Origin of the sequence: Paenibacillus sp. XY044, from assembly GCF_002257645.1 — a bacterium.
GTDB lineage: Bacteria > Bacillota > Bacilli > Paenibacillales > Paenibacillaceae > Paenibacillus_AQ.
In genome coordinates this window covers 405670-425653 of the sequence record NZ_NQMO01000004.1, presented here as the reverse complement: position 1 = coordinate 425653, position 19984 = coordinate 405670, and the positions used below count along the sequence as shown (strand labels likewise).

Annotated in this window: 18 protein-coding genes; 6 read left to right on the top strand and 12 right to left on the bottom strand. The window is 56.1% G+C overall.

Translation table 11 applies throughout. The annotated features are described in order from the left end of the window. Positions 1-4 precede the first annotated feature (4 nt). The 7 genes from CJP46_RS19310 to CJP46_RS19280 all read right to left on the bottom strand — a co-directional run bounded on the left by CJP46_RS19310 (position 5) and on the right by CJP46_RS19280 (position 9342). Positions 5-1393, bottom strand: a complete 1389-nt coding sequence (locus CJP46_RS19310; protein WP_094597255.1) for a sedoheptulokinase — start codon at positions 1391-1393, stop codon at positions 5-7. 255 nt (positions 1394-1648) lie between these two features. Continuing rightward, entirely contained in the window at positions 1649-3700 is a 2052-nt protein-coding gene (locus CJP46_RS19305) for a YyaL domain-containing protein (RefSeq protein ID WP_094597254.1), read from the bottom strand. Positions 3701-3754: 54 nt separating this feature from the next. Continuing rightward, a complete protein-coding gene (locus CJP46_RS19300) occupies positions 3755-5008 on the bottom strand; it encodes an amidohydrolase family protein (RefSeq protein WP_179281236.1) in 1254 nt (417 codons plus the stop codon). A 98-nt stretch (positions 5009-5106) separates the two neighbouring features. Next, on the bottom strand, positions 5107-6414 hold the full coding sequence (locus tag CJP46_RS19295; RefSeq protein WP_179281235.1) for an ABC transporter substrate-binding protein: 1308 nt from the start codon (positions 6412-6414) through the stop codon (positions 5107-5109). Positions 6415-6588: 174 nt separating this feature from the next. Further along, positions 6589-7410 carry a carbohydrate ABC transporter permease gene (locus CJP46_RS19290; RefSeq protein ID WP_094597251.1) on the bottom strand — a complete coding sequence of 274 codons (822 nt, stop codon included), beginning with the start codon at positions 7408-7410 and terminating at the stop codon, positions 6589-6591. A gap of 14 nt (positions 7411-7424) precedes the next feature. Next, positions 7425-8297 carry a carbohydrate ABC transporter permease gene (locus tag CJP46_RS19285; protein WP_094597250.1) on the bottom strand — a complete coding sequence of 291 codons (873 nt, stop codon included), beginning with the start codon at positions 8295-8297 and terminating at the stop codon, positions 7425-7427. A gap of 22 nt (positions 8298-8319) precedes the next feature. Further along, positions 8320-9342: a LacI family DNA-binding transcriptional regulator gene (locus CJP46_RS19280; RefSeq protein ID WP_094597249.1), complete on the bottom strand. Its 1023-nt coding sequence runs from the start codon at positions 9340-9342 to the stop codon at positions 8320-8322. A gap of 628 nt (positions 9343-9970) precedes the next feature. Here CJP46_RS19280 and CJP46_RS19275 point away from each other — a divergent pair. Then, positions 9971-10405: a ferritin family protein gene (locus CJP46_RS19275; protein WP_094597248.1), complete on the top strand. Its 435-nt coding sequence runs from the start codon at positions 9971-9973 to the stop codon at positions 10403-10405. A gap of 36 nt (positions 10406-10441) precedes the next feature. On the opposite strand, the gene CJP46_RS19270 is transcribed toward CJP46_RS19275, so the two are convergent. Continuing rightward, the gene (locus CJP46_RS19270) at positions 10442-11164 is read right to left on the bottom strand and encodes an SDR family oxidoreductase (RefSeq protein ID WP_094597247.1); all 723 of its coding nucleotides are present in this window, start codon (positions 11162-11164) and stop codon (positions 10442-10444) included. Then, the gene (locus CJP46_RS19265) at positions 11154-11537 is read right to left on the bottom strand and encodes a MerR family transcriptional regulator (RefSeq protein ID WP_306431058.1); all 384 of its coding nucleotides are present in this window, start codon (positions 11535-11537) and stop codon (positions 11154-11156) included. Before CJP46_RS19265 ends, CJP46_RS19270 begins: the two co-directional genes overlap by 11 nt. A gap of 172 nt (positions 11538-11709) precedes the next feature. Here CJP46_RS19265 and CJP46_RS19260 point away from each other — a divergent pair, with 172 nt between their 5' ends. The 3 genes from CJP46_RS19260 to CJP46_RS19250 all read left to right on the top strand — a co-directional run bounded on the left by CJP46_RS19260 (position 11710) and on the right by CJP46_RS19250 (position 13699). Continuing rightward, positions 11710-12444 carry an aminoglycoside 3'-phosphotransferase gene (locus CJP46_RS19260; RefSeq protein ID WP_094597246.1) on the top strand — a complete coding sequence of 245 codons (735 nt, stop codon included), beginning with the start codon at positions 11710-11712 and terminating at the stop codon, positions 12442-12444. 69 nt (positions 12445-12513) lie between these two features. Beyond that, the gene (locus CJP46_RS19255; protein ID WP_094597245.1) at positions 12514-13062 is read left to right on the top strand and encodes an AAA family ATPase; all 549 of its coding nucleotides are present in this window, start codon (positions 12514-12516) and stop codon (positions 13060-13062) included. 208 nt (positions 13063-13270) lie between these two features. Then, positions 13271-13699: a CPBP family intramembrane glutamic endopeptidase gene (locus CJP46_RS19250; RefSeq protein ID WP_179281234.1), complete on the top strand. Its 429-nt coding sequence runs from the start codon at positions 13271-13273 to the stop codon at positions 13697-13699. Between the two features lie 202 nt (positions 13700-13901). Here CJP46_RS19250 and CJP46_RS19245 read toward each other — a convergent pair whose 3' ends face one another. From CJP46_RS19245 to CJP46_RS19235, 3 genes are all read right to left on the bottom strand, one after another. Next, positions 13902-14270, bottom strand: coding sequence for a sensory rhodopsin transducer (locus CJP46_RS19245; protein ID WP_179281233.1), 369 nt, complete (start codon positions 14268-14270; stop codon positions 13902-13904). A 201-nt stretch (positions 14271-14471) separates the two neighbouring features. Then, the gene (locus CJP46_RS19240) at positions 14472-15632 is read right to left on the bottom strand and encodes an MFS transporter (protein ID WP_094597242.1); all 1161 of its coding nucleotides are present in this window, start codon (positions 15630-15632) and stop codon (positions 14472-14474) included. 122 nt (positions 15633-15754) lie between these two features. Continuing rightward, positions 15755-16306: a PadR family transcriptional regulator gene (locus CJP46_RS19235; protein ID WP_094597241.1), complete on the bottom strand. Its 552-nt coding sequence runs from the start codon at positions 16304-16306 to the stop codon at positions 15755-15757. A gap of 319 nt (positions 16307-16625) precedes the next feature. Between CJP46_RS19235 and CJP46_RS19230 the strand changes: the two genes are divergently transcribed. Together CJP46_RS19230 and CJP46_RS19225 are read left to right on the top strand one after the other, a co-directional pair. Further along, positions 16626-18383 (top strand): cache domain-containing sensor histidine kinase, encoded by a 1758-nt coding sequence (locus CJP46_RS19230; protein WP_094597240.1) that lies wholly within the window; start codon positions 16626-16628, stop codon positions 18381-18383. Then, positions 18376-19941 carry a response regulator transcription factor gene (locus tag CJP46_RS19225; protein WP_094597239.1) on the top strand — a complete coding sequence of 522 codons (1566 nt, stop codon included), beginning with the start codon at positions 18376-18378 and terminating at the stop codon, positions 19939-19941. The genes CJP46_RS19230 and CJP46_RS19225 overlap by 8 nt, the downstream gene beginning before the upstream one ends. Positions 19942-19984 lie beyond the last annotated feature (43 nt).

The window sequence follows — 19984 nt, the reverse complement described above, 5'->3', positions numbered from 1 at the left end:
AAGTTCACCCTTTCCTCATTTCGCTAAGCGACGACCGGACATCGGGATAATATCCGGCCGCCGCTGCGCCGTACACGGCCGCTCCATAGGCCGCCTCCTCTTCTCCGGGCGGAAGCTGGAGCGTCAGGCCAAGCTCCGCTTCCAGCATTTCGCGGAGGAGAGGATTCCGGCGGATGCCGTTTCCCGAACCCGCCGCGGCCGAGATGCTGCCGCGCAGCCCCGCCGGCAGCGCGCCGACGTACTGCATCAGCTCCTCGGCCATGCCCTGCAGGAAGCCTGCGACCAAATGGCCTGGCGTGAAATTGTCCGGCCCGATGCCGCGGATGGCCCCCCGGAGCCCCGGATCCTGCCGGGTTCCGTAGAACTGGGTCTGAACCTGAAGCGGCTCATCCCCGCGCCGAAGCACCTCCCGGGCCCATTCATTCATCCGCGCGTAGATCTCGCCTTCATCCGGAGGTGCGCCGAAGGCTCGGCCCGCCTCCTGGAAAAATGCCAGCAGCATGGCGTAGGACTTGCCCCCGCTGAGCGGGGCGCCTACCAGCAGCGAGCCGCCTCCCGGAAACGGCCGGATTTCAAGGCCGGCCGAAGGGTCTAATTCCTCCGGAGACACATCGTTATCCGTATAAATGGAAATTTGCGAGCCGGTCCCGACGTTGACGAGCAGCGTCCGCTCCAGCTGCGATACCGAACCAAGAAAGCTCGCCTGGTTATCGCCGATCGCGCATGCGACGGGCTTACCGTCCCGCGTTCTTCCGACCGGTTCCGTGCCATGGCAAACCGGCGGCAGGATGGATGCATCCATCCCGGCCCGCCGCAGCGCTTCTTCATCAAAGCAGTGCCGGCTCGCCGAAAATAATCCGATTCCGGCCGCGTTGGAAGGATCCATCAGCGGTTTGGCGGCTCCCGTCAACTGCATCGCCGCATAATCGCCGATCGTACATAAATAAACCGCATCATTGGGAACGTTCCCGTTTTTCACATGATGAAAGTGCGTCACCAGTCCAAACCCGCTGGCCGCCGGATAACCCGTGCATTCCCGAAGATGCCGCGCGTAAGAGACTCCCCGATCTTGCATCGGTTCGTCGCCGCGTCCGTCCTGCCAAGTGAAAAGCGGACTGACGCTTTGGCCCTCTCCGTCGACATAGAGGATGCCGTGCATCTGGCAGGAAATTCCGACCGCAGCAACGTCCGCCCATTCCTCCCGGCATTCCGCAAGCAGCCCGCGGACGCGCTCCATGATCCGCTCCGGATTCTGCAGCCGTTCCCAGCTGTGATCTCCCCGAATCGACGCATCGTTCGCGCAAGTTGCCACACGGACCACCCGGCCCGACGCAGCCGAGATCAGCACGACGCTGATCGATGTCGTTCCGATATCAATTCCTGCAAATAACATACGTTGTCCCCTCCCGTATTCGTCTTACCATCTCATCGCCCTTGCAAAGCGGTTCCATGGATTTCCTTATACTTTTCGCGGGCGGAAAGCGACGCACCTTCTGGTCGTCCGCTTTTGCGCCCTGAAATCCTTTTTCTCGCCGGAAGGTAAGTTCGATGGGACGAAGAACGTTTACCGGCGTTTCACAGAGGACAGAACGCATTTTTGGCTTAAGCAATCAGCCCTCGGTTTTCCGAACATTTATTTTTCGATCCTTCAGTTTTCGATCAGCTTGCTCAGCTCCAGCTCCGCCGCGTATTCCGCCGCCTCCTGGGATGCGTACAGAATCAAGCCGATGCACCAGGAGTGCGACAGGGTCAGCATCATTCCTTTGGGCTGGAAGCAGTTCGTGTTGTAATAACGCTCGGTGACCATGCCTTTATAGGCGTTGAAGTCCCCGTCTTCCCGCGCGATAAACTGCAGGAAGCAGGCAATATGGTCGCGGGTGCGGTCCAGGTAATAACGGTCGCCGGTATGCTTCCACAGCCTCAGCATTTCCGGCACGCAGAACAGGCCGTAGTTGTGCAGATGCTGGTTCGACGTGGACGCCTGATCCGCTCCCCGCGAGCGGAAATCGTATTGCGCCAGCAGCGTATGACGCGGAAAGCACAGATTATACGTCCAGCGGAACGTCATCATCCAGTCCGCCGCGCTGGATGCCAGCTCCAGCCACTTCGGCTGCCGGTCGAATTCATACAGCAGCACATAGGCGGCGACGGCGTTATAGGCGTCTTCCGAGGTTGGCGTCAGATGCACATCCTCCGGAGCGCCGTAAATATATTCATCCTTGATAAATTTCTCGTAGTAGCTTCCGGCAAGCACGGCGGCTTCGGCAAACCTCGTATCCCCGAACAAAGCCGCGCCTTCGAGCAGCGCCGCGATCCACAGCATGCCGCCGGCGCCGTCCCATTCTTCGACCTCCCCGGTCTTCGCATGGTAATAGGACCCGAAGTTGCCGTCGCTTCGCTGGCAGAAAGCCGCAAAGTTCAGGTTCGACAAGGCCGCCGCTTCCCAGTCCGGATGCGATACGCCCTGCCCGCGCTCAAAGGCCAGCGCCCGAATCATGAACAGCGTTGCTTCGGCTGCCGTTCTCGCCTGCAGCCAATCGGGCTTCGGATTCCAGCCGGCGTTCCAGCCCCGGCCTTCGATCCAGGACGCCCAGAAAATGCCGCTCGGCGACAAGCCCTCGGCGATTTTGCTCAGCACATCCATGCCGGCCGCCGTGTACTCGGCAATGCCCTGCCTGCGCCCGTACGTCAGCAGCGCATGCGCGTACGGCGCTCCGCTGACCCAGCCCACGTGCATATGAGGGCGGTCCCCCTGCCCTTTGACGTTGTTGTTCAGCTCGCGGTCAAACGCCGCCGTTTCGTACAATATGCGGTGCTCCGGACGATAATGCCACGTAAACAAACCATGCGCGGTCAGCTGCGCCCCCTCGTCCAGATCCATCCATGGCCGGAGCGGGTAGGCTTCGGCATGCAGCCGGTACATCCGGCGCACGAACGGATCGTACGCGTGGGGATCGCCTGCCGCCGTATACACCCGGTAACGCAGCGTCACCTGCTGCCCCGGCTCGAACCGCGCCGACGTCAGGTCCGCCGGCGCCGGAACCGGTTCGCCGACAAACGTCACCGGCTCCTCCCGATACGGGAAGTTCAGCCAGATTGCCGTTCCGTCCGCGTTGCCCCGGAAACCGAGGCCCGTCAGACCCAGCTCCGACATCTCTTCCGTGCAGAGCGCGCCGCACAGCGCGTCGTTCCAGGCAAACACCGCCGGCAGCGCCGCCCGGTCCGAGCGGAAGGACCAGTAATCCGATACCATCTGCTCCGGATCTCCGCCCCGGTAGTCGTAGCGGGGATAGCGCCGCAAATTTTTCTCAAAGCGGTTTTCCTTGTAGAAGGCGCCGGGAATCATCCAGTCCGGCTTCCCCGGACCGGCCACCTCCGCCCGCAGCGTCAGCCCCATATTTTTGGGAACGTTCCCGTTATACGTTAAACGAAGGGTGACGTCGTAGCCGTCACAGCTTTCTTTCACCGCTTCCCATTTCGCTTCCGCAGCAAATTCGCCCGAAGACCCGGACATCGTCAGCCCTCCATCCGTCAGGGCTTCCACCCTTTCGATCGGAACCTCCGAGATGGACCCGTCCAGCGGGCTCCATGCTTCGATCAAATGATCGAACCGCAGCGCAGCCTCCCCCTGCTCTTCATCGGGCCGATACACGTTCAGTACGTAACGCTCACCACCATCTGCCTCTGCCTTCCATCCCACGATTGACTCCCGCCTTTCTTCCGATAGCATGCTTTTCCCAGAAACTTTTCTACATCACATATCCAGCTGGTATATCTCGATCAGGTTGTCCCGGAAAATGCGCTTGGCGAATTCCATCGCCGCCTTTTCCGTCATGCTGCCCTCCTGAACTTTCTCGGTTAACACGTCGCCCACGATGTTCCGCACCAGCTTCAGATGCGCGTAGGTTCCTTCGATATGGTTGTAGTCGCCGCCGAACCCCTGGATCTTCGTCTGCGGAACCATTTCGATCATTTGATGCAGAATCTGTTTGCCGATCGTCGGCGAGATGATGTGCACCCAGGTAAAGTCGGTATACACATTCGGATAATTTTTCGCGATGCTGAGGTACGACTGATGGTAAGGAAAACCGCAGTGCAGCAGGACGAATTTGGCGTCCCGGTACTGCGCCAGCAGCGGCAGCAGCAGCTCCGCGTTCGAGTTGGTCAGGATGTTGCCGTTGCCGGACACGCTCGACTCATGATGGCCGGTATGAATCTGGATCGGCAGCTCATAGGCGATGGAACGCTGGATGATAAAATGAATGAGGTAGTCCTGCAGCGCCAGCGTCTCGTCCTTGGACAGCCCGTCCTCCAGCGTATAGCCCAGCAGCCGGTTGAAGACGATCTCTGCTTCGTGGAACGTCGGCTTGGTGCTGGCGAGGCTCCGCCAATATGCATGGCCCAGCTTCGTCGCGACCATACCTTCCTGTTTGTATCTATGCAATAAGGCATCCACCGCTTCGAGATAACCCGGGAACGAATGCACGCGCATCCCGGACGCGTTCTCGACGTCGTGAATATCCTTCAGTGTTCGAAGTTTAAAAGTAAAATCCATAAACATAATCGGGCGGAACAGCTCATAGTCCAATTGCGTCGTTTGGATCAGCGTGAACGCCAGGTCGATTTGCGAGCGCTCGTACAGCACTTCCCGGTACCAGTCCGGATTGTTCGTCGCCGCTTTGACCTTCTCGTTAACCTCCAGAATCCCCTGAACGGTCCAGTTTTCAAAGCCGTACAGATCCTTCATGGCCGTCCGGAACATGTTCGCGTATGTGGTGTTGTTCGCGCGCTGCCAATACTGCAAAAAGGTGGCCGCCTTCTCTTCGTCGCTGCGCAGCCGGCCGCTTAGAGCCCCGCGCTGCATCCCTGCCGTAATGAAGTCGGAATCGAGGTAATGCATCAGGGAGAAAAAATCCTGCTGTTCTCTTTTTCTGATCTGCGGAGTCGCCAAATGCTCATGTCCGTCGATGATCCGTAGTTCGCTGATATATTCATGTATGCTGCTCATCGGGCTTTTCTCCTTCCAAAAATGGAGCGGCTGCTCCTCTTCCCATCCGAAAAGCAGCCGCGTCTTTTTATCTGTCATTCCTGCCTCTAATCGGGCGATCAGTCCACGTTCAGCTCAGGGAAAGCGTTCTTCACTTCTTTTTTGAAGTCTGTCACGACATCGTCGTAGCTGCGGTTGTTGGTCACGCCGTCACCTGCGACTTTTCTCCACTTGCTCATGATGTCTTCACCGTATTTATCCGCTTTGGTTGCCGGAATTTTCACGACGGTCTCGTAATATGGCTTCAGTACGTTTTCGTCACCGAACAGCGGGGATTTATACGTATCCAGGTTGGCTTCGTACACTTTGCTGTTCCCCGGCATGTTGCCCGTTTTTTCCAGGTTGTGCTGCTGCCATTCTTCACCGGCGATATATTTGATGAACTCATACGCCAGATCCTTGTTCTTGGACTTTTCGTAGATGCCGCGGTACGTTCCGCCCGAGTAGAAGCCTTCCGGCGTTTTGGCAACGCCGTACTTGCCTTTGGCTTTGTCGTCCTTGTTGTCGACCATGAACCCGGCCCATGCCGGCATCGAGGTCAGCACGACACTGCCGTCGTTCAGCGCGTTACCCCAGCCCGCCGACATGAACGGGAGCTTGGCGTCCACGTTGTTATTGCGGATATCCAGCTGCGTCTGATAGATCGTCTGCCATTTCGGATCGATGTTCAGCTTGCCGTCCTTCACCCACGGCTGGGTGTTGTAGGCCTCGATGTCGAACAGGTCGCCGGCGTTTTGGATCAGATGCACTTTGCCGCTGCTGTCCGCCGCTACTTTTTTGCCGAGCTCGATGATTTTGTCCCACGAGCTGACCATATCGCTGATTTTGTCGGGGTCATCCGTCCCGAGATACTTCTTGGCCGTATCGCGCAGGTACCAGAAGCCGCCCGGAGAAGAGTGGTCGGAAATCGCCCGCAGCTTGCCGTCCTGGGAGCGTCCCAGCTCCTGGACGTAAGGGATGTAATCCTTCACCAGATCCTCGGCGCCCATCGCCGACAAGTCCGTCAAAAACTTCGAATCGATGAATTTGCCGATATACCCGCGCTCCAGGTCGAAAATATCGGGAACGTCGCGTCCGGACTGCAGCGCGGTCAGCAGCTTCGTCTGATATTGGTCACCCGGGAACATTTTGACGTCTACGGTGACGCCGGGATTTTTCGCCTGAAACTGGTCGGCCATATCCTTCACCTGGTCAAAGAACGTCCAGATAACCAAATGACCTTTGAGCTCGCCGGATTCGGCGGCCTTGCCGGCGTCGCCTCCGCTTGCCGTACTGCTGCTGTCCGAAGCCTTGCTTCCGCATCCGGCCAGCATGCTGCCGACCAGCAGGACGGACAGCACCATCATCAGCCATTTCTTCGTTTTCAAAACCGATCTCCCCTTTTGGTCGTGATTGAAGTGCATGCGTGGACTTAGGTCCCGCAAATGATAGAGCGCTTTCAATTGACTGTGTTGCCCTGGCGGTTCACTGCGCCGTTTCCCGGTTATCACCTCTTTCCCTGAAGTCTGGGATTCAAGCCGGATACAACCTGCTTCATTGGATCAGCCTTTGACCGCTCCCGCCGCCACGCCGTCGATGATCCGCTTGGACATGAATGAGAAGAAGACGAGAATCGGAACGACTGCAATTACAATGCCTACATACTGCGCGCCAAAGTCCGATGTGAACTGGGATTTCAGGCTCGCGATCATGACCGGCAGCGTCTGCAGGTTGTTGTCGAAGAGGACGATCATCGGCGTGAGAAAATCGTTCCATTTGCCGATAAAAGCGAAGATGCCAAGCGTCGCGAGCCCCGGGCCCATAATCGGCAGCACAATCCGGTTAAAAATTTGCCATTCCCCGTAGCCGTCTACCCGGCCCGATTCAATAATTTCCGTCGGTACCGAGGAATCCGCGAACTGTCTCATCAGGAAGATCCCGAAGGCGTTATGGATCGACGGCAAAATGAGCGGCCAGTACGTGTTCAGCATGTTCAGCGAATCCATCAGTTTGAAGAAGCCGATGATGCCGAGCTGGCCCGGAATCATCATGGTGCCCAGGACGAACATAAACAGTACGTTTTTGTACTTAAAGTTGCATTTCGAGAAGCCATACCCGGCCAGCGCCGCAAAGTACACGTTAATGATCGTCGATGTGACGGTGATCAGGACGGTGTTCCCGAAGCCCCGCCAAATGTTAACCGTGTCCTTCAGCCTCGCGTAGTTGTCGAGGAACTGGTCTCCCGGAATGAGCAGCAGCTTGCGCGCGATATCCGAGTTGGCATGGGTGGACGTTATGATCATGCTGTAAAAGGGCAGCAGGCACGTCGCCGCCACAGCGACGAGAAAGAGGTACAGAATGCCTCGGGTAAGTATTTTAGCCATGAAGGTGAACCTCCTTAATCCTTCAGCTTCGATGCTTTGGCCGTAATGGCCGTAAAGAACATGACCACAAAGAATATTCCGTAGGCGACCGCCGCCCCGTAGCTGTAATCAAAGTTTTTGAAAGCCGTTTCATATAAATACATGACCATCGTTCTGGAAGAGTTTCCTGGCCCGTCTCCGAGCATGAGCGGCGCATCGAACAGCTGCAGGCCGCCGATGACCGACGTAATGAACACGAACAGGAATACCGGGCGCAGCAGCGGCAGCGTAATGTGCAGCGCCGTCTGCTTTTTGGTGGCCCCGTCCACTTCCGCCGCTTCATAAACTTCTCTCGAAATGCCCTGAAGTCCGGCGATAAAGACGATCATGTTGAACCCGAAGTACTGCCAGCAGATGACCCCCGATGCAATGATCCTGGACCACCATGGGCTGTTGAACCAGTTGACCGGATCGTGGATAATGCCAAGGCTCATGAGCAGCTTGTTGATCGTCCCCGTCTGCCAGTCGAACATCAGGGAGAAAATCACCCCTAGCGTCACCGGCGTAATAATATGAGGAAAGAAATACACGGCCCGGAAGAAGTGCTTGCCCCGGATAAAGCGCTCGTTCAGCACCAGCGCGAGCAGCACCGATAAGATGAGCTGGGGAACGTTGGACAGAATCCAAATAATCAGCGTGTTGCCGATCGTCTGGTAAAAGAAGCTGTCATGCAGCAGCCGCGAATAATTTGCCAGCCCCACATAGACGGGATCCGAGAATCCGTCCCATTTCATGAAGCTGAGGTAAAGCGTGTACAGAATCGGCATCAGCCCGAATACGGCAAAACCGATAAAGAAAGGCGCCACAAAGATGTAACCGTAAAATGACCTGTTGACCTTGGAGCCCATCGTTTTCACCCCTCTTTACTCTTTACTTGGTTCCGCAGGAATCCCGGACGATGAGCTTCGGCTTCAGAAGATGGATCGCTTCTTCACTCTTGTCCTGGACGCCCTCGATCTGTTGGAACAATCCTTCCGCCGCCTTTCGGCCGATGGCTTCAAAGGGCTGGCGTACCGTCGTCAGCGAAGGATACACCCATTCCGAGATCGAAATGTCGTCATACCCGACGACCGACATTTGCTTGGGCACGTTGAGTCCGTGCTCCTGGATGGCCCGCAGCGCCCCGGTTGCCGCTTCGTCGTTGGAGCCGATGACGGCCGAGAAGCCTTTGCGCTCAAGCAGCTGCTTCATAGCCTGATAACCGCCCTGACTGCTCCAGTCCGACTCCACCACCCATTCCGGCCGGTAGGTTAACCCAAGCGTTTCCATCGCCTGCAAATATCCGTTAAAGCGATGCTGGTTCGCGGCGGCATGCTGCGGTCCGGAAATGTATGCGATCTCCCGGTGGCCCAGGCTGTGCAAATATCCGACGATATCGTAAACGCCTGCGGCGTTGTCCACGTCGACTGCGAAGATGCCGTCCTTGCCGCCGTGATCCCCGATCAGCGCAACCGGATACTGCGAGTCCCTGATTCTTTCCAGATCTTCGTCCTTGCGTTTTTGGAAGCTCACCAGGATAATTCCGTCGACCTGCCCTTCATACAAAAGGTTGAGAAAGGATATTTCTTCCGCATAGTTGGAAGTCCAGCTGAGGAAGGTACAATTGTATCCCTTCAGATTCGCTACTCCCTCAATGCCCCGGATCACGCCGGAATAGAAAATATTCGAAATGTTGTCGACGACGACGGCGATGCTGTTCGTCCGGTCAAGCACCAGCCTGCGGGCATTGGCGTTGCGGTGGAAATTCAGCTCCTTGATGGCTTTATCCAGCGCTTCCTGCGTTGCTTTTTTAACCTGCTGCCCGTTCAGGTAACGGGACACGGTGCTTTTGCTTGTTCCCGCCAATCTGGCGACATCGTGAATGGTTGGACCCACTGTAATCACTCTCTCCATGTATCGTTTCCCTAGGCTTCGGCCCCTTCTCTTGCCAAACCGGCTGAGGCGGAATCAATGGCAAGAAACAGCACGAAAACCATTTTTGGGAACGTTCCCATTTTACCAGACAGCCTTGGTTCAAGAAAAGGACTTGTTTGGCCGGGGCTGCCACTTTTTTACCGGGAACACCCGCCGGCACAAGCCGTTGTCTGTTTGTTCCCTGTCTCAGATCCAACATCACAACCCTTATGAAGGCTCCCGCCTTAAAGGTTCCGACACGGAATTCCGTTTCCCGCTTCATTTTGGGAACGTTCCCAAAATGAAGGACATGCCTCTCACGGCTTTGCTTCAAAGGAATTCAATCGAACGGGAAAGACCCTTAAGAAAATAGAATGGCCGGATCTAAACCATGAAGATTTTGGGAACGTTCCCGTTTTGATGCAGCAACTTGATTAAGATGCGTCTATAATAGCGCTTCCAGGAAAGGGTGTCAACGGATATTTTAAAAATAAAAAATATCCATTTTATGGGCATCGGCATATCTTCCTCCCTCCTTACTGCTATTTTTGCCCGAATGAATGACGTTTGCCCAGGATGCTGAATAAGGTGAAGGAAAGCATCCATTACGAAGGGAGATAAACCAACGATGTATTACTATACGTGGGACTATCGGGCTCCGGCCTCCTCGATCGCCGATCTTGAGAAAGCCATCAACGGCGAATACTCCGCCATCGCCTGCTATGAACGGCTGGCGGGTGCGGCACCGAGCGAGGAAGAACGGAAGCAGATCGCGGAGATCCGGAAAGACGAAATCAGACACTACCAAACGTTTGCCGGGCTGTACACGACCCTGACCGGAAGACAGCCGGCACCTGTCATCAATGAGCCATGTCCATCCGACTACCGGGATGGCCTCCACTTTGCCTTCAAGGACGAACAAAACACGGTGGACTTCTACCATGAAGCCGCCGACCGGGCATCCGATCCGGCCGTGAAGCAGGCTTTCCTGAGGGCCGCTGCCGATGAGCAGAATCACGCCGTTTGGTTTTTGTATTTCCTTACGCAGCAGGCCAGGGAATAATCCCCGGCCTTTGATTTTTGGAGCCCTGTCCGCCATTCACCAAGCAATTGCCTGACGTCCCCGAAAATATCCCCCGCTTGGTCCGTCTTCTCCGGCGGTGGCCAGCCACACGGCTGTATCGGCCCCCTCCGCCACCGAGAGCGGAGCGTCCGTCCCGCCCATATCGGTCCGCACTCTGCCGGGGCAAACCGCATTCGTTTGGACGCCGTACGCCGCGGCTTCCTGGTCCACCAGCACCGTCAGCGCATTTAGCATCGTCTTGGAAATCCGGTAAGCCGAGGATGAACCCTTAAGCCCGAGGAGTCCCTGCATCACCTCAAAAGAACCAAGGCCGGACGACATATTGACGATCCGCCCGTACCCTTGTTCCTTCATCAACGGCACCACCGCCTGGATCATGCGCAGCGCGCCGAAGAAGTTGGCCTCCAGCGTTTCTTTCATCACACTCTCCTTAACGTCCAAGACGGATACGCCCCGGTCCAGGATGATGCCGGCGTTGTTAACGAGAACGTCCAGCCTGCCATGCTCCTGCCGGATTCGATCCAGCATCGCATCAATGCTTCCCGGATCTTGCAGATCCACCATCTGAACCTCCAGCCCAAGTCCCTCCGAACGAAGCTCGGTTACCGCTTGCTGCCCCTTCTCTTCGCTCCGGCAGCCGATGATGACATGCAGTCCCTTCTGCGCCAGCTGTCTGGCGATTTCCTTTCCGATCCCGCGATTCCCGCCGGTGACCAGCGCTACCCGCTTACTCATCATGATCCCCTCCTTCCTCCAATTGACGTCTCCAATTGGTCAGGCATTCCTGCAGATGGGCTTCCGCCCTTCTAAGCGTATCGATCCGCTCCCCAATCTCCGCCAGCTTGGCTTCCCCCACCCGGATCGCTCCAGGCAAGCAATCCCGCCGAACGTCCTCCGATCCGGCGCACGGATAGGCATCGCTGATCTCTTTGGCGCTCAGCCCAAGGCTGAAGTACAGCTGGATGATCCGGACGCGCTCGACATCGGACAGGCCGTATTCCCGGTATCCGTTATCCAGCCGGACGGGATGAAGCAGCTCCTTCTCCTCGTAATACCGCAGTGAGCGCAGGCTCACGCCCGTGGCGCGAGACAGTTCGCTAATATGCATCATCGTTACTCCCCTTCATCGGCTATACAGCCATCTGTTAAAGCAAGTGTAAACCCTCACATCATGTGAAGGTCAAGCGGTCATTTGCAGGTGGATTTATAATTCACCCGGATCGATGGGCCGTCCGTTACTTTTTATGGTAAGCTGTACTGAAAAAAGCTGCGGAGGTGAAAAGATGAGCAGACAGAAAACGTATGTCGATATCGAATCCATACCGGCTGCTGTCCGGCCGTTTTTGACAAACGCCGTTTTCTATGACAGCAGCTGTTCCGGGCAGGCACAAACCTTGCGGGTGGAGGGGGCTGAGCGCTTCTTTCTGAAGATCAGCGGGAAAGGACGGCTGGAGCGGGAATACCGTATGACGGATTTTCTGCATTCGCATCAGCTGGCACCAAGGGCCATCGCCTTTGCTTCGGACGAAGGGCATGATTACCTGCTTACCGAACCGGTGCCCGGCGAAAATGGGGCAAGTCCGACTTTTTTGGAACAGCCCGCCCGCTTGGCAAAAGTGTTCGGAGAACAATTGCGGATGCTGCATTCGCTGCCTCTGCACGGCTGCCCGTATCCGGGCCGCACGCGGGAAATGCTTCAGGACGCCGGGATAGCCCTTCCCGATCTGGACGAAGCGCTGAAGCCGTTTCGGTATACGCCCTCTGACGACGTCATCATTCACGGCGATTACTGCCTGCCGAATATCATGCTGGACAGCTTCGGGTTCCGGGGATTTATCGACCTCGGGGACGGCGGCATCGGGGACCGGCACTACGATTTGTATTACGGGCTGTGGACGCTGAACTACAACTTGAAGACAGACCGATATCACGACACGTTTCTTGACGCTTACGGCAGGCAGCATGTCGATCCTGAAGGGCTGGCCTATTTTACCCGGTGGATCGAAATGTTGGACTAATTAGGCAGGAGCTCCCTTCCGGAAAGTCGAATTTATGAACCGATATAGAGGTTAACGGAGGCGAAGCCCATGGCAGTTCATAGATCAGACGGCACGAAGGCACCGGACAAAATTCGCATTATCGGCTCGGTCGGCAGCGGTAAATCCACCCTGGCCAGAGCGTTGTCCGAGCAATTGGGCATACCTTATTATGAATTGGACAATATGGTGTGGAGGCGCACGGACGGCGGAGACGTAAAGAACAGCTTCGAGGAAAGGGACCGCATCCTGAACGGTATTCTCGAGCAGGACCAATGGATTATCGAGGGCGTCCATTATCAGTGGGTGCAGCGGAGCTTCGCGGACGCGGACCTAATCGTTTACGTCGACACGCCGATCTGGGTCCGCAATTACCGCATTCTGAAGCGTTTTACCGTGCAGAAACTGGGGCTGGAGCAGGGAAACTACCAGCAGTCGTTCGGCATGCTCCGCAAAATGTACAAATGGAATTACCGGCACGCGAAAAAGGAAAAACCGGAAATTATGCAGATCGTGGAGCCCTACCGCGGAAAGCTGCTTGTGATCAACAATTCGACTGTGCAGCAAGCCTTGATGATTCCTGAAGGAGCCCGGCCATGAACGGCCGGCAGATCGTCGTGTAAAGTTTTATTCTCAAATAACGTAATGAGGTTAAATTCTTTATGAAAAATTTCTCATCTCATCATTCTTCTCTTTCGATTTGGGTCTATTTTGGTTTGGTCTATGTTCTATCTATTCCGTTTTGGTTAGCAGGTATGGCGGCCAACATATCAACCTCCCCATTAGCGCCTTGATGTTTGTATGTCCTATGATTGCTGCTTTGATCCTGGTTTATCAGAAAGATCGAACTCAAGGTGTTAAAGATTTATGCAGGAAAATACTTCACATTACAATAGAGCGCAAAAGCTGGTATATTCCGGCTTTTCTATCCATGCCCCTGATCATGATCATTTCTTACGGAGTTATGAAGATCCTGCTCCCTTCCGTACCCCCTCTGTCATTTTCACCTCTAACAGCCATTGGTTTGTTTTTGCTTTTTATCGTTCCTGCTCTATGTGAAGAGATTGGTTGGCAAGGATATGTATATGACAAGCTTGAATATCGATGGAATGCATGGATGGCTAGTGTAATGCTAGGAGTCATTTGGCAAGCATGGCACATCATTCCCCATCTTCAAACGGACCATTCTGCAGTAATTATGATTCAAGCTACGCTACTTTTTCCGTTTTTCTTGTAACAGCCTTAGTGGTTATGCTGATCACTTTGGTATGGGGAAAAACATTAACACAGTATAGATTTCATTCCAAGGCATGAGTCCCCTTGATACATAAATGCCCCAGCCTCTTCTGAGAAGTGGCCGGGGCATGGCTGCCGGCTTATTTAAAAAAGCTCTGGTCCTTTTACCTCGAATAACACCCAAGCTTCCTCATGGCGCAGTTTTACTCTTGTACCGGATATCCCATCACGCTCATCAGCGCGTTCTCGGCCTGCGTAGAATCCAGTCGGCTGTATTGTACAAAAATCGGAGCGCTGCCGGTCACCTCCATGGCATAAGGAATCCCTTTAGGTATGTAATTCCCATCCGCGTTCAGATGGGCCGTGCGGATATGCTTCGTCCGCTGTCCCCCCACGGTTGTAACCATGCCCAGGAGCGGCTCCCGATCTTCGAAAAAGGCGTTAACCGTCACTGTCACTTCTTCTCCGCTTAAGTTCAGCACGCAAATCGATTCGTGGCTTTCCAGCTGGCCGCTGCTCGTCGGCGGGATGTACCCGTCGGGAATAATCCACTGTAACTGACCTTTGGACAATCGAATCCCTCTTTTCAAAAGTAGTTTGCCGCGTTTCCGATGTGAACCCATGAGACGGAGTCGCAGCCTTTTTCCCATTATAACCCTGGCGGGGAAGCGATTACATCCAATATTCCTTTCTTTTTGATAAGAAAAACAGGGCTTTGCCAATAGCGCCACCTCAGCGAGTCCTACTAGCAGCGCTCTGTCGAGCCGTTCTTATTACTCCACGGCAGCCTGCTCCACCTGCCGCTTGGCCAGCGGTTTACGGACGAACGCCAGAAAGATCAGCGCCGATACAGCGACGGATGCTGCGCAAACCCCGAACAGCGCGTTGTATCCCGTGTACTGCGACACCCAGCCCAGCAGGATGGAGCCCAGGCCGATGCCGAGGTCGAAGGCGGTCATGTACGAAGCGCTGGCCGCGCCCCGCCGCTCCGGATCGGCAAGCCGCAGGTTCACCGCCTGCATGGCCGGTTGTGCCGAGCCAAAGCCGATGCCGTACAGCACGGCCGCAATGATGACGCCGGTAAGCCCGCCGGCGAAGGCGAGAACGAGCAGGCCGGCCGCCGTGACGGCCAGCGCCGGCACGATCACGTAAACTTCGCCAAGCCGGTCGGCCAGCTTCCCGGCCACCGGCCGCGCCAGCGTCAGGGCGAGGGCGTAGACGAGAAAGAAGGTACCGGCATTCACCCGGACCGATTCGGCAAACAGCGGCAGAAACGTCGTGATCCCGCCGTATGCCGCCGACAGGAAGAACAGCGACGAGGTGACGGGAAGAACCGATTTTTCGAAAAAGACGATCTTCCGGCGCTCCGTCTGGATCTGAAACGGGATCCGGGTCAGAAAGACCAGGATGAATGCAGCGGCGGACAAGCCGGTCGCCAGCAAAAACAACTGGTGGAACGAGCCGCTCTGGTGTACCCAGGTCCCGAGCATCGGCCCGACCGCCATGGCGATCGTCATCGCCAGGCCGAACCAGCCCATCCCTTCACCACGGCGCTGGGTGGGAATGATGTCGGTGACCGACGTGCTCACCGCTGTGGTAGAGAGCGCCCAGCTGGCCCCGTGAAGGATGCGCAGCCCGAGAAGAACGGAAATGCCGCCAACCCAGTCATACAGATACATGGATAATACAAAAAACAGCAATCCCCAAATCATAAAGGGCCTTCTGCCGTAACGGTCGAGCAGTCCGCCTACGACGGGACGGAACAAGACGGCGCTCAGCGTGAACACGCCGGTCACAAGCCCGACCTGGGATTCGTCCCCGCCCATCTCCTTAATAAAAAGCGGCATCGTCGGCAGCAGCAGGTAAAACCCGGTGAACAGCACAAGCATGCCGGCCGTGATTTGAATAAACGACCTCGTCCATAACCTTTCCATGGATGAGTCCCTCCCTAACCATGATTGAATTGGTTTCACACGCACGAATCTTCTTGAATTCCATGTGCTTGTTCAATCCCTTGAACGATATCCTTGATCGTCATCTTTCACGACATTCCTGTTCAATCTTCCTCGGCCTCGATCCGCTCGATTTCTGCGGTGATCCAGGCTTCATCCGCCTCCCCCAGCCGCTTGCGGTAATCGAACATCCGGAGCAGCTGGTCCCGCTGCTTGGCGGGTTCCGGCTTTTGCGACTGCAGATACGCCTCAAATCGGTCCACATATTCCCGGCTTCTCCGGATGATTTGCAGGTAGTCCTTCAAGCAGGCCAGGCGCACCTCCCTCCGCACGTATCCGAAATACACCATCTTGAAGCGGAAGATGAGCGCAGCCTCCGCTTCCGGGTTCGGCTCAAGCGTCTCCTCCATCAACCCTTCGAAACGCTCCCGACCGGCATCGGTGATCGCGTATATTTTCCGGGTACGTCCACCCTTCGTCTCTTCTTCGATCCGCAAATGGATCCATCCGGCCGCCGTCATCCGCGACAAAAGCGGATACAGCGTGCCGGAGCTGATCTTCCGGCCGAGCCCCACCGCGTTGTTCAAGACGTCCTGGAGCATATAGCCATGCTTCTCGCCTGTCATCAGTTCGCCCAGAACGAACAATTCGTACACCGTTCTCACCTCCGTTAATTATGTCGTTTCGATATATATTATATGTCGGGTCGACATAATTGCAAGCCTTTGTTTTGAAATGTTTCCCAATTTTTTTTGCATAGAAAAAGACGGTTTCAGCAGAGGATCCCATGAAAGGCATCGGTTCGAGAAACCGTTCAATATCACGACATTAGGCCAACCCCATGCCGACAAATCACAGGCTTGCGATTCGTCCCCAGGCCCTGTCCTATGCATCTCCCGCCTGTTGACAGCGTTTCCAAAGCGATGACATAATGTTGTACAAAAAATCCCGCCTAGGCGGGCGGAAGGAGTAGCCGTGCAGACTTGGAAGAGCCGTTTCAGGCATATGAAAATCAAGAACAAGCTGTCCATCCTGATCGCATTTATCGTTGCCATGACCTTTGCTTTTGCCCTGATCGTGCAGCAGTACGCCTTCTCCGTGTACGACGAGCAGCTGTACGTCAAGTCCTCCCGCGTGCTGTATCTGTCGTCTTCTGCGATCGAAAAAGAGCTCGAACGCCTCGAGCAGCTGTCCTTCAATATCATCACCGACACGCAGATCCAGTCCCAGCTCAAGTCCATCGCCCAAAGCGACTCCGATTACGACCGCCTGACCCTGCGCAAGCACATGGTCGACCGGCTCCTCACCTATGTCGGGTCCGAGCCGTCCCTCTACTCGATCCACATGGTCGATGCGGCCGGGGCCCAGCAGGATGTCGGCAGCCTGGTTCCTATCCAGTCCGGGAAGCGGGACACCATCCTCAAGCTGGCGGACAACGCCGAGGGCCAGGCGCGCTGGACCTTCCCCGATGCATCCGATCCGGCCTTGATCCTGGCCCGCCAAGTCCGTTCCTACTCGGGCACCATGTTCGACCTGCAGGACATCGGCACCATTTTCATGCGGATCAATATGGAGCGGATCGTGCACGAACTCGGTGCCGGTGAAGGCGACCTGATCGTGACCTCCGGGCCGGACGTGATTTATCCCTCGCAGCCCCATTTCGATCCCGCCCTCATCCAGAGCTCCATCACATCCGAGACCGGATATTTTATTAAGGAAATCCAGGGGAAAACGTACTTTGTCGCCTATAACCGTTCCTCCGCCACCGGGTGGACGTATTTGAACGTGACCCCGTTCAACCAAATTTTCAGGCAGATCGTCCTGATTAAAGAAATCGTTATCGGCGTCTTCATTCTGATTTTCACCTTCGCCATTCTGTGGGGCATCCGCTTCTCCCGGGGGCTTACCCGCCCGATCGAAAATCTGATCGCGCGCATGAAGCTGGCGGAGAAGGGGAACTTCGCCGAAGCCAACATCCTTGCCGGCGACCAGGAGCCGCCCGCCATGGATGAACTCGGCCTGCTGCACCGGACGTTCCGACTCATGATCGAACGGATCAACGACCTGATCACCGAAAACTACGCCAGCCGCCTCCTGATCAAGGAGACCGAATTCAAGGCGCTGCAAGCGCAGATCAACCCGCATTTTCTGTACAACACGCTCGAGTCGGTCAACTGGATGGCCAAAATCAACAAGCAGACGCAAATTTCCCAAATGGTGCAGGCGCTGGCGTTTCTGCTCCGCAATTCGGTCAGCCTGAAGGAGCCGATCCTGACGCTGAAGGAAGAGCTGGAAATGGTGCAGCATTACATTACGATCCAGAAATTCCGGTTTGAAGAGCGCCTGTCCTTCCACATGGACGTTCCCGAACGGGAGCACTTCCGGAAAATTCCGAAGCTGACGCTTCAGCCCCTGCTCGAAAATGCGATTCATTATGCGCTGGAGCCTTCCGTCGGCACCTGCACCATCTCCCTGACCAGCCGGGAGGAAGCGGATGCGTTTGTCCTCAGGGTCGAAGACGACGGTCCGGGCATGGCGACAGATACGCTTGACCTGCTGCGGGAAGGCAGGCTGGCCACGGCAGGGAACGGCATCGGCCTGCTCAACATCGATGAGCGGATCCGCTTTGCGTTCGGCGAGGCTTACGGGCTCACCATCGACAGCGCCCCGGGTCAGGGGACCCGCATTCATATCAGGTTACCGAAAGAAACGGAGGGATCTGAGCATGTATAAAGTGCTTTTGGTAGACGATGAACGCATCATTCTGGACGGCATTTCGCAAATGGTCGACTGGCCGGCCTTCGGAACAGAGCTGATGGGAACGGCTCAGAACGGACTGCAAGCTTACGACCAGATCACAGCCGATCCGCCGGACATTGTCATCAGTGACATCCGGATGCCCGGACTCGACGGGCTTGGGCTGGTCGCCCAAACCTATGCCACCCACCCGAACGTCAAATTTGTGCTGCTCTCCGGATTCGGGGAGTTCGAATATGCCAACCGGGCCATGCAGTACGGGGTCAAGCATTACCTTCTCAAGCCGACCGACGAAACCAAGATCGCCGAGGCGCTGAAGGAAGTGACGGCCGAGCTCGATCAGGAGCACCGGAGGGAAGCTTTTACCCTGGACATGAAACGCCGCTTTGAGAAGGTCATCCCCCATGTCAAAGAACAGGTACTCCGGGAGTTCGTGACCAATAAAACCTACGGAAGGCGCGATCTCGAGGAATACCGCAGCCTGCTTCCCTGCGATTTTGGTCGTCCCGTCCGGCTGCTGCTCTGCCATATTGAGGGCGAGGCCGATTACGAGCACCAATTTGCCGTCAAAAATATCGCCGAGGATCTGCTGCAAACGACGCTGATGAGCACGACGCTGGGCGACCACGCGCTGATCCTCATCGCAGACCCGGAGGACCAGGAGCTGCTTAACAGCCGGCTGCAGGATATCCGCTACACCTTCCGGCTGTATTACAAAATGAACGTGTCCGTCGCCGTCAGCGATCCCGGTCCGATCACGTCCGCGCGGAAGCTGTACCGCGAAACGCTGCAATGCCTGAATTACCGCTTTTATCTGGACGAGAGCGGGATCATTACGCGGAAGGACACGTTTGTGCCTGACGGCGGCGTCAGCGAGTTTGCCTTTGACGAAGAGCGCCTGATGCTGCCCGTGCGCTCGGGTCACGGCGAGGAGGCGGCTATCGCCCTGGCCGAGTTCATCGGCGAGCTCAAACGGGCGCAGCTCGGCATCGAAATGACGAAATCGTACGCGATTTCGATGTACGCCGCGCTGGTGCGTCTGGACGGACCGGACCGGATGGCTGAGGCCTACAAGCAGATCTCCGAGATCGCCGACATGGGTTCGCTGCAGGCGATTCAGTACTTCCTGGAGGAGACGGTCCGGGACATGACCGAGCGCAACTACGAACGGAATGCGTTCAAATACAACGCCATCGTGCGGAAGGTGATCGACATCGTGGAGGAGCAGATCGGCAACGCCTGCCTGTCGCTGAACCTCGTCGCGCACGAAATGCTGTACATGAACGCCGACTATCTAGGCAAGCTGTTCAAAAAGGAGACCGGCGAGAAGTTTTCCAACTACGTCATGCGCATCCGCATCCAGCGGGCGACCGAGCTGATGGCCGTAAATCCGGACGCCAAAATATTCGAGATGGCCGAGCAGCTCGGCTTCGGCGACAATCCGCAGTATTTCAGCCAGGTGTTCAAAAAACAGATGGGCTGCACGCCGTCGGAATATATCCGGAAGCTGACGGGCGGCATCTCTGCTTTTTAAACAAACAGGTCGGTTTTTTTCCTTACCCTGATCGCCGCAAGCG